Consider the following 10,909-nt stretch of genomic DNA (forward strand, 5'->3'; position numbering starts at 1 on the left):
TCCCTTTTTTAATATTTAATTATCGAAAGTATGGTTATTTAAATAAATGGCGTTCATTTATTTTATACTCATTATTACTTTATTTATTAAATGCCTATTTTCTTGTGATTTTGCCGTTGCCACAAACATATGATACTTGTAGCCTACAACCGGCTAATACGCAGCACATGCAACTATCACCATTTTATTTCATACAAGAAATTAGTAATCATACATCGGCAATTTTAACGAAGCCAGCTACCTACTTCTATTTATTAAAGGAATCTGCGTTTTTACAAGTCGCTTTTAACGTTCTATTAACCGTTCCATTCGGTATTTACTTACGTTATTATTTCCGACGTAGTTTCCTACAAACAATTTGTATTTCTTTTTGTCTTTCACTCTTTTTCGAGCTAACACAAGTGACTGGACTATACGGTATATACAATTGTGCCTACCGCTTATTTGATATAGACGATCTGTTTTTAAATACATTAGGCGGCGTAATTGGTTTTATCATTGCACCAATATTTATGTACTTCCTTCCGAAAGCAAACGAATTAGATAGTCATGTTGATTTGGAAACGAAACCAGTCGGATTCGTTCGTCGCTTTATCGCGATGCAAATTGATTGGCTTTTCTTATCCATCGTTGTACCTGTCATTAAAAACAAAGGAAATTCTTTCTTTGTTTCTAATATTCAAGCTTACACGAACATGTACGAACTCATTTTCATAACGTGTTCGATCTTTATTTACTTTATTATCATTCCATACTTTACGAATGGAAAAACAATTGGTAAAGCATTGCTTCGTATTTATGTGAAAGGAAAATCAGATCGTATTACGATGAAGGAACTATTCATCCGTTACGGTATATTCTATTTCATTTTAGGCGGAATCAATTATATTCTTTCGAGTAGCTCTATCTTAAATCTTAAAGAGCCTTTAGTATTAATAGTTATACTATTATTCCAACTCGTAATTAACGGTCTATTTATTATTCATGTTTTATTACATGTATTTAGTCATGATAAGTTGCTATTTTATGAGCGCATTAGTCAAACAAGAAATGCGATCATACTAAAAAAAGCTGACAAGTAATACTTTGTCAGCTTTTTTTCATAATCGTAAATAATTTTTCTGTGTAAGGGTTTGAAAACATTTCTGCTTCATCTAATAATTTCCTCACCTTTAGAAACGAATGCAATTCTGGATATATATTTTGTAATTTTTCGTACGTTAACGTATGCATTTTCCCCCAATGCGGGCGTCCTTCATACTTTAGAAAAATTTTCTCCACCTCACCAAAATAAGCCGCATACTTCATACCTTTATACATATGAAGAGCAATGTACGCTGAATCCCTTCCGTACGCTGGACTGAGCCATATATTATCACTTTTCACATAACGGCATTCAATAGGAAAGTGCACTTTATACTTTTTCTTTTCAATAAGGTTTGAAATTTCTTCTACAACGGCCCGCATATACTTTGAAGGAATACTATACTCCATTTCATAAAATGGAACCGCACGCGATGTAGCAAATACTTCATAACTCGGACCAATTATTTTTGTATTCGGTACAGCTTTAGCTGATAATCGACTTACTCCTTTACTTATAGAAGGAAACCATTTACATCCTTTAGATAACAAAGAAAACATCTTATTTTCAAGCAACTCTACCTTTAGTTTATGCCATTTCAAGTCACTTTGTTTACCCGTTGTTTCGTTCGTAAATTTCACTTGCACTTCATCTGAATAAGGAAAAACAAAAAATTCAAAGTGGCGATTCTTCTTATATTCTTCTAATTTGTTCATTACAGTAGATAATGACTGTTTTTCACTTTCATACACAAGTGAATACGCCCTAATAATTTTCAATTTTATCTTTACAATGATACCTAGCATCCCAAGTGACAACTGAAAGGCTCTCCAATATTCCACATTCTCAGATTCCGAACAAACTATACTCTCACCTGTAGATAAAACTGCGGTAATCTCTATAACTTGTGTTGATAAACTTCCAAAGGTAATACCCGTCCCATGAGTCCCTGTACTAATCGCTCCTGCAATAGATTGTGAATCAATATCCCCTAAATTTTCTTGTGCATAACCTTTTTCTTCAAGTAACCTCCCTAAATCATGTAACTTTGTTCCTGCCCATACTTCGGCAATCATCTTCTCCGTATCAATATTCACAATTCCCTTCAATTCATCTAAAGAAACTAAAATTTCTTCCGTTTGCACAAGAGGTGTAAACGAGTGTCCTGAACCGACAACACGAATTTTCTTCCCTTTTTTTCGAGCAAGCTCTACAACTTCTACTACATCTTGTATACTTTCTGGATACATCGTATAATGCGGTGTCCCTTCTACATTCCCTGTCCAATTTCTCCATTTTTGTCCCTTTATAGAAAGCATTGACCATCCCCCCGATATGTTGAATACTCCCCAACAATCTCTCCTTCTTTCACACGATATAAAAATGGAAACCGCTCACATAATTCTCCAGCTTTACTATGGCGAAACAAGATAGAATCTCCTATCTCTACTCGATCCTCACCGTTATAAAAAATCGGTGTTTGCACTTCACCAGCGCCTTCTAAAGCTAACAGTTTGGCACCATTTGGCCTCCATATCTCAGGTTCTTTATCTTTCCCAATTGCGCCTGAAGCAATATATCCACCACCTAGACAAGTGTAAATAAACGGGGCTGGTTTACGCACAACTGGTAAAGCAAATCCGACAGCTGGATGAAATTGCACCTCTTTATAATAATCAAACAGCTTCGGGGCATAAAAAGCAGAACCTATTGTAATCTCTGAAACTGAATGATCTTGTTCAGTTGTTTTTATACTTCCTGTGCCTCCTCCATTTACAAACCTTAGTTCAATACCTAGATTTTGTATTTCTTTTACGATATGTCCTCTTCTTTCTTTAACTTCTAACACTGATTTCTTCTTTAAATATGAAATCACTTTACTTTTCACTCGTTGATTCGGTATGTGATCTCCTACCCCAGCAATTTGGGCTTCATATCCCATTACACCATCTAGTATTAAAAATGATGATTCTTTCAACCTTTTTACTATTTTCAAAGCACCTTGCACATCTTTTACCGGTGATCTTTTGACCCCAAAATGGAACTTAAAAAAACGACTACTCATATCAATATCTAAGCAAACGCGAAAACATCCTTTAGACTTCTCGGCAATTTTTTCTAAATAAACAATATGATCTTCACAATCCACCATACAAGTTATAATGAGCCCTTGCTTTGTTAGTAAACTTATTTCATGTAACGCTCTTTCATCATAAGCAGGATATCCGAGCAATAAATCATTGAATCCTTGTTCAATTAAAAACAAAGCTTCCCTAGGTGAAAAACACATAATACCTTGAAATCGATCACTTGCAGCTAAAATCCTTTGCATAACCGGAACAGAACGTAACGATTTACTCGCTATACGAATCTTCTTATCTCCACTTAATTCCATAATCGATTGAATATTTTTATCTAAAGCCACTTCATCCAAAAATGCACAAGGTAATGGAACTTCTTTAAAAATTCCTCGATCCACATTTTTCTCTCCTCTTTTCAATATGTCTTATACATATTGGAAAGAAAGTTGAAATTTCCTCTACAAAATAAAAAAGTTTCTTCCTATTAAGAAGAAACTTTTTAAGACTACTTCATAGAAATAGTTGCCTCTACTGGATAATGATCAGAATAATCATCATACGTATATTTTTTGAGCCATGATGTCACAGTCCACTGTGGAGATTTCGGTTGTAATACTTTATTCTCTATAAATGACGGATTCGCATGGTCCTTACTTGCAATAATATAATCTAAATACTCGGCGGGGCTATCAGGGAAATTATATTTCGCAATACTGTTTGTCGTCGCATCCCAAGTTGCTGTATGTCCCGTATAAGATGGAATTGACGCATGTAATGTTTTAAACATGGATGCGTACTCTGAGTCACTGTTGTTCTCAGCGTTTATTTTATTCACGTTCATATCACCACCAAATAGGACATACTCGTCATTTGATATATTTTTATTTTTAATAAAATCTTGAATTTCTTTTAACTGGTTTGTACGTACAGATGCAGGTGAAGTTTTTCCGCACATACTATCTTCAGCCTGCAAATGCGTCCCAATTACATGAACGAAACGATCATTTTTCTTAATTTTCGTGTATACAAATCCTTTATTCGATAAATTATCTGGTCCGCATCCCTTTGCAAATACATATTGAACCTTTTCAACAATCGGCCATTTGCTCACGATTGCAACGCCCCCATCTTCAGGAGTTGAAGATGAATAGCTACCTAACGTTTTATCCCATTCATTTCCATTACTACGACCTAATACAGCTGTTTGATTTGGGTATTCTTTCTTCAAATTTCCTAAAAGACGATCTGAAGCACTATTATCAAACACTTCATTTAATATAACAACGTCTTGATTCTTAATATAATCTGCCGCCCCAATTAAATCAGCACGCTCACTTTGTCCCCAGTTCGGATATAAGTTAGTTGATAGCATGTACACGTTATGCGTCATCACTTTCAAAGTGTTGTTTTGATTTGTAGACGTATCTGCTTGAGCTGAAGATCCTCCGTATAAAACTCCTAAACCAATCCCAAAGCTAAGTACACCTTTTAGCAATTTACCTTTCACGTTCCATACCTCCATGTGTATAGTGATAAAAAGGCCAAATACTCTATTGTGAGATTTGACCTTTTTTAAATCCTTAACGATCTCCGTACGTATCAAACCAAAGCTGAATGTATCCAGCAGTAACACGTTGTGCATCCATTAATCGCTTACCTGTCATCGGTGTAACTTCAGCACGCCATTTATCTGCATATTCTTGTGACACAGCTGCTTTTACAAACCAATCTTTCGTATTATCATTTACAATTCCAGAGTAATCTTGTTTCGCTGCTACTGCCGCTCCATGGATCCAATCTTCTGGATTTGTACCTTTCCAATTCCAATATCCATTTCCATCCGTTACTTTATAATTATCTTTTATCGTATCTACAAAGTTTTCATATTTAGAATGGAATCCTTGTGGATACGAAAGATTTGTAAAGTTTGCAGCATGCATCGGTTGGTTTACATCTCCCAAATAATGAAGAGATAATCCTAAATAGAAGAATGCTTGTTTCATATCTTTATTTTTGTATGATTCACCAGCTAATTTAAAATATTTAGCTCCAGTTTCTTTTGCCTGCTTTGCAAATGGAATATATGTTTTTCCATTGTCTGGATCATAGAAATGTGAAGCAAATGTGCTATTATCATAATAAGGATTTTCATAGTCAGCAGCATAAATACCGTTCTCTAACTCCGTACGCCATTCATTTAATTGTGCAACTCGATCTTGTTTTACAAGTGTTGTATTGCGAGACATAATATCAATCGCACGGTTTACAATCCATAAATGAGAATTTACGCCTTCTTTATGTTTATCTTCAGCAGACCAGCGGTGAACTATTTTTATTTTACTTCCCCCATCGTTTTCATGAGCAAATGCAACGCTTTGTAAAGGAGCTACTAATGTAATAGCTGCTGCTAAAGCAAGTACTTTCTTTTTCATCTGAAATCCTCCATTTTATAATCGAATTATTGTAAATTTTTTGTTAGGATCCTATGATGTCGTCCGGTTAACCTATGACTAGAATATCCCACCTTTCATGAAATTTCTATTAATAAATTAAAATATGCAAATGTTCATATCATTATAACTTTATACATAGTGAATATAATGAATGAATGCACTTATATTGTAATAAAGTATTGTTAAGCTACTACAAATGATTGTCTAAACTAATGTAAAAAAAGAGTAAAGCATCCACATGCTTTACTCTTTTTTTCTATTCGATAATATACTCGGCAGTTGTACATTAACTGCCAACTTATGTATAAATCCAAATACTAATCCAATCCCAATAAATATGTATAAGATTGTAAATATCTTTCCAAAATCAGTTTGCGGACTAAAATTCGCATCACCGACAGTCGTCAACGTGACCACACTAAAATATAAAGCGTCAAGAGGACGTAATCCTTCAACTGTACTATAAAAAATCGTACCGGATGTTAATGTTAAAAATGTTAATACGAATAATACTTGAAATTCTTTATCTTTCCACGCTCGTAAGCAAGCTTTTAGCATCCGTTTCAATGTCAACATAAATGAAAGCATTAGACTTCCCCTTCCAAACAAAATACCTTTAGTTACAGGAAAGTCTATCACCTTTCTGTATAGAAAAAAAGTAGCCCTCTTCTATTTCTAGAAAAGAGCTACTTTTTACTATTCTATATTATTTAGGTGAAACAAGAATTTTCACTTGTGTTTTATCTTTTACAAGTGCTTCAAATCCTTCTTCAACAACTTGATCTACTGTGATTTTTTTCGTAATTAATTTCTCTGCTTGAATTTGGCCAGAGCTAATTAATTTAATAACAGCTGGGAAGATATGACGGTATCCAAGAATACCGATAACTTCTTTTTCTTTTAATACAAGGTTGTTTGGAGTAATTGTCGCATCTTTTTCCCATACACTAACAATTACAGTTTGTCCTTCAAAGCTTGTGCTTTCAATCGCTTGACGAAGTACTACTTCAACACCTGTTACTTCAAAGCTCACATTTACACCTAAACCATTTGTTAAGTTACGAATTTCTGCTAGTACATCTTGAGTGGCTGGATTTAATACGTAATCCGCACCTGCTAATTTTGCTAACTCTTGACGTTCTTTAGAAAGTTCAACTGCAATAACAGGAGTTGCGCCTGCTGCTTTAGCTGCTTGGATAACAAGAAGTCCAATTGGACCACAACCAAAGACTGCTACTGCTTCCCCTTCTTTTAATTTACTTTGACGTACTGCATGAACCGCTACTGCTGCTGGTTCTACAAGAGCACCTTGTTCATACGTCATTTCATCTGGAATATGGTGAACCATATCTTCTGGTACTACTGTATATTCAGAGAAACCGCCACCTTCTCCGCCAAGACCGTGGAAAACAAGTTGTTCACAAACATTATAATGTCCATGTTTACAAGCTTCACATTTACCACAAGAATAAATTGGTTCTACAACGACGCGATCTCCCACCTTATGAGAAGTAACGCCTTCACCGATTTCAACTACCTCACCACTAAACTCATGACCTAAAATAACCGGCGCTTTTACGTGTGTTAATGGGTGCTCTTCTGTTGGAATAAAAATAGGCCCTGCTAAATATTCATGCAAGTCTGTTCCGCAGATACCACACCATTTCACTTTAATCTTAACTGCTCCTGGTCTTACAGTTGGTTCTGGTACTTCTTCTACTCGTACATCACGTTGATTATGCCAAAGTAATGCTTTCATTTTATACATCCCTCTCTATGTATATACTTAACCTGGTGAAGTTTACAAATCTATTATAATACTTCTATCCATATATTTCAAAAAAACAATCTCATTCCCACTAAATTTTAACAAATAACGTTCAATATTTTGTCACTTTGTACTTTTTTCCACATCTGTTAATGCTAATTTCATTGCGGTTGAAATTAGCATTATGCCATAATAGCATAGGAGAGGTGAATATCGCTTGAAATATTTTATTTACTTTATTGTTATCGTAGCGTTTCTAGATACATTTTCACAATTACCTATTATGAGTACGTTCGCTCAAAGTCTTGGAGGATCTCCTCTTATTATTGGGCTAGTTGTCGGTATGTACTCATTCGCTAATATGATCGGTAATATTATTGCTGGCGCTGCCGTCGATAAATTTGGTGCAAAAAAAATACTTTATATAAGCATGGGACTTACGAGTTTCATAGTCTTGTTATACACCGTTGTTCAAAGTGGTGAACAACTATTAGTTGTGCGCTTTATGCACGGCTTTAGTGATGGATTTTTAATTCCTGCTGCCTTTACGTTTTTATCAAAACAAACAAATGCAGCAAGACAAGGTAAGGCAATGGCTCTATCTGGCGCTGCTGTTGGAACAGCGGCAATTGTAGGGCCTGCTTTCAGTGGTATTATGAAAGCAACTGCTGGTATAGAGTGGGTGTTCATTACCATTTCTATTTTAATGGTCCTTGGCACAATCGTATCTCTATTCTTCTTACCAAATAACGTATCAAGAAAAGATACTTCAAGAACACAAATGATGAACAAAGAAGATATGATTGAACTATTGAAATCAGAACCGTTATTACAAGCATATATTGGCGCGTTCACGCTAATGTTTTCACAAGGAATTGTCACGTATATGCTACCAGTGAAAGTTGAGGCATTAGCACTTAAAGCATCTACAACGGGCATGATGTTAAGTGTATTCGGCATTACCGCTATCCTCTTCTTCTTACTGCCAACAAATCGTATTTATGATCGATTTAATCGTTCAAAACTAATGTTAATTGGTATTGCAGTAATGGCATTCGCGTTATCTTTACTTGGATTATTCGCAACAAAAGGTATGCTCTTTATCGTTATGATGATTTATGGCATTGGATTCGCTATCCTTTTCCCATCAATAAATGCATTACTTGTTGAAAATACGACAGATGATAAGCGCGGAAAAGCATTCGGATTGTTTTATGCTTTCTTCTCATTAGGAGTTGTTGCTGGATCCTTTACAGTTGGTGCAATCGGGGCATCCCCTAGCGTCAGCTTCGTTATTGGAACTGCATTCTTATTAACATTCGCTGGAATGATTTATGTAAGAAGCAAAGTAAAAAGTAAAGCAAAAAGCAAAGTAAAAAAGACAATGATGGGATAACTCCATCATTGTCTTTTTTTCGCCTAATATATATTACTTTTGCATATAACCAAGTAATACTGTAAATAAACTTATGTATAAAGACAATACTGCATTTCTTCTTTTACAAAAAAAGTGTATAAATAACGACGATACTTCGACAATTTCCTCGGAAATATTTCCTTTCCCCACATAATTTGATACACTACATATGAACAGAAACTTGTATTACATAAACTAAAATAATAACTTACTGTACAAATTTAAAAAGCACACTCTTCCTACAAAGAATGTGCTTTTCGTTTATTAACGTTTAATCCAAACTGCGCCCGCTGATTTATCCTCTGCCTGTCCAACAACTTGGAATTTAAGTCCAAGGTTTGGAACTTTTCTTCCTGCGTCTGCAATTTGTTTGTTACTATATACTTTTGAATCGTCAAAAGTTGTAACACCTTGTAATCCAGAATAGTTAAACTGTCCACGTGTTAATGAATTTGCACTCCATGCTGGTGTTTGATCAAATGAAAATGCAGCGTCTGCAATTTGCATACCGGTGTTACCGTAAGTTGGTTTCCCATTTAAATTCCCAACAAATGCTTCTGGATGAGAGTCTACAACCCCAAGGAAGCCTTCACCTGGATGCACCCCAACCCAGTTATCTTTAAAGCTATCATCTGCATACCAAACGACAAGACCTGTATTATACACTGGACCTTTTCCTGCTTTTAATCCATTATCTGATCCTGCATAGTTTCTCCACTCTAAGTAATAATAATGAGCTTTTTTCTCTGTCCCATCAGAAACAACGAATCCATTTAACTGCATTTTAGACTGTCCTTCTGCATCATCAGAAAATACTACTTGTCCATCAACTGTTGCATTTACATTATCCATCGCGAAACCTTTATATGTTACAGCTGGATCTGTAATATAATCGAATTGCAGTTTCACTTTTTTCCCTTTAAATTGGCTTAAATCGTATGATTTATCAATCCATTTTCCATCTGTTGTATCTTTATCATCTTGTACTATCTTTTCTCCTAATCTATCAATCAATGTTTTCGTTCCATCTTCTGTTACTGCATGTACTTCAACAAAATCACACTCTGCTTCTAACTCATAATTCGCTTTATAATCGAACTTTGCATTTGTTCCTTTTGTTAAATCAAAGAACGGTGTTTCTAATGTTGTATGCATATCATCTCCTCTTGTACTATAATATGCACGCTTTCCAAACTCTGGTTTAATCGTTTCAACACTTTTACCTGGTAGGTTAACACGTACAACACCTGGACGATTTGATTTCGTAACACTTTGATCAATATATGTAGGAACACCTACACCACGCTTAATTTTATCGTAATCTACTTCTAAAATTTTTGCCCAGTTTCCACCCATATTCTTTTGCAAGAAGTCTTTATTTTGTGGTGAGAAACTAGTTGGCTCTGTTCCTGCAATTTTCCCTGTCCAACTACCTCCGCTCATTAATGACCAAGCTTCAACAGGTGAACCGGTTCCAGTATATTTCGTGTCATATTCATCGGGTAAGCCAAGGTCATGTCCAAATTCATGCGCAAATACACCTACTGCTCCATCCTCTGGTTCAATTGTGTAATCATGCGCTGCTACCTTTCCACCAAAGTAATCTACATTTGATTGTGTACCTTCAATCGCCACTGGATCTACCGCTAATTTTGAACGGTGTGACCAGATTGCATCATCACCTAATTTGCCGCCACCGGCTTCTTGACCAACGCCAGCATGGATTACCATTAAATGATCAATTACACCGTCAGGCTCATTTTGATTTCCATCACCATTTGTATCATATCTATCGAATTGATCAAATTGAGATAAATCTAACCCTTTCTCAGCAGCTGCATGTAAAGCTTCTTTCACTAAATCACGTGCACCTTTCGGACCTTTGTTATCATGACCACTGTTACCATCCGCACCGTAGTCAGATGCTTTTCCTGGAACAGTTAGCCACTCCGTTACATATCCGTCTGTCGTATAACTACCGCCAGACTGCTCTTCGTAATATTGTTTAAACGTTTTTACTTTCGAACCATCAAATAATGTGTATGGTTCATTACCAAATAACATCTTTTGATAATGCTCTCTACTAAAGTCTTCCGAATACATATA

Annotated in this window: 9 protein-coding genes; 2 read left to right on the forward strand and 7 right to left on the reverse strand. The window is 35.5% G+C overall.

Annotated features, from left to right (window positions below; translation table 11 throughout):
- Positions 1 to 1,082 (forward strand): VanZ family protein (locus KI369_RS21245; protein WP_212957288.1); only part of this gene is annotated, 1,082 nt, incomplete at its 5' end.
- A 7-nt stretch (positions 1,083 to 1,089) separates the two neighbouring features.
- Here KI369_RS21245 and KI369_RS21250 read toward each other — a convergent pair.
- The 6 genes from KI369_RS21250 to bdhA form a co-directional block, all read right to left on the reverse strand.
- Positions 1,090 to 2,403 (reverse strand): D-arabinono-1,4-lactone oxidase, encoded by a 1,314-nt coding sequence (locus tag KI369_RS21250; protein WP_212957289.1) that lies wholly within the window; start codon positions 2,401 to 2,403, stop codon positions 1,090 to 1,092.
- Complete coding sequence (locus tag KI369_RS21255) at positions 2,391 to 3,563, reverse strand: amino acid deaminase/aldolase (RefSeq protein WP_212957290.1); 1,173 nt, start codon at positions 3,561 to 3,563, stop codon at positions 2,391 to 2,393. The genes KI369_RS21250 and KI369_RS21255 overlap by 13 nt, the downstream gene beginning before the upstream one ends.
- A gap of 107 nt (positions 3,564 to 3,670) precedes the next feature.
- Positions 3,671 to 4,687: a sphingomyelinase C gene (gene sph / locus KI369_RS21260; RefSeq protein WP_259652771.1), complete on the reverse strand. Its 1,017-nt coding sequence runs from the start codon at positions 4,685 to 4,687 to the stop codon at positions 3,671 to 3,673.
- A gap of 58 nt (positions 4,688 to 4,745) precedes the next feature.
- Positions 4,746 to 5,597 carry a phospholipase C gene (cerA, locus tag KI369_RS21265; protein WP_212957292.1) on the reverse strand — a complete coding sequence of 284 codons (852 nt, stop codon included), beginning with the start codon at positions 5,595 to 5,597 and terminating at the stop codon, positions 4,746 to 4,748.
- 264 nt (positions 5,598 to 5,861) lie between these two features.
- Entirely contained in the window at positions 5,862 to 6,206 is a 345-nt protein-coding gene (locus KI369_RS21270; protein ID WP_000948234.1) for a potassium channel family protein, read from the reverse strand.
- A gap of 118 nt (positions 6,207 to 6,324) precedes the next feature.
- Positions 6,325 to 7,377, reverse strand: coding sequence for a (R,R)-butanediol dehydrogenase (bdhA, locus tag KI369_RS21275; RefSeq protein ID WP_000645834.1), 1,053 nt, complete (start codon positions 7,375 to 7,377; stop codon positions 6,325 to 6,327).
- Between the two features lie 226 nt (positions 7,378 to 7,603).
- On the opposite strand from bdhA, the gene KI369_RS21280 reads away from it, so the two are divergent.
- Positions 7,604 to 8,782: an MFS transporter gene (locus tag KI369_RS21280; RefSeq protein WP_144615826.1), complete on the forward strand. Its 1,179-nt coding sequence runs from the start codon at positions 7,604 to 7,606 to the stop codon at positions 8,780 to 8,782.
- 285 nt (positions 8,783 to 9,067) lie between these two features.
- Here KI369_RS21280 and inhA2 read toward each other — a convergent pair.
- Positions 9,068 to 10,909 (reverse strand): M6 family metalloprotease immune inhibitor InhA2 (inhA2, locus tag KI369_RS21285; protein WP_212957293.1); only part of this gene is annotated, 1,842 nt, incomplete at its 5' end.

The sequence above is a fragment of the Bacillus sanguinis genome, from assembly GCF_018332475.1.
Classification (GTDB): Bacteria; Bacillota; Bacilli; order Bacillales; family Bacillaceae_G; genus Bacillus_A; species Bacillus_A sanguinis.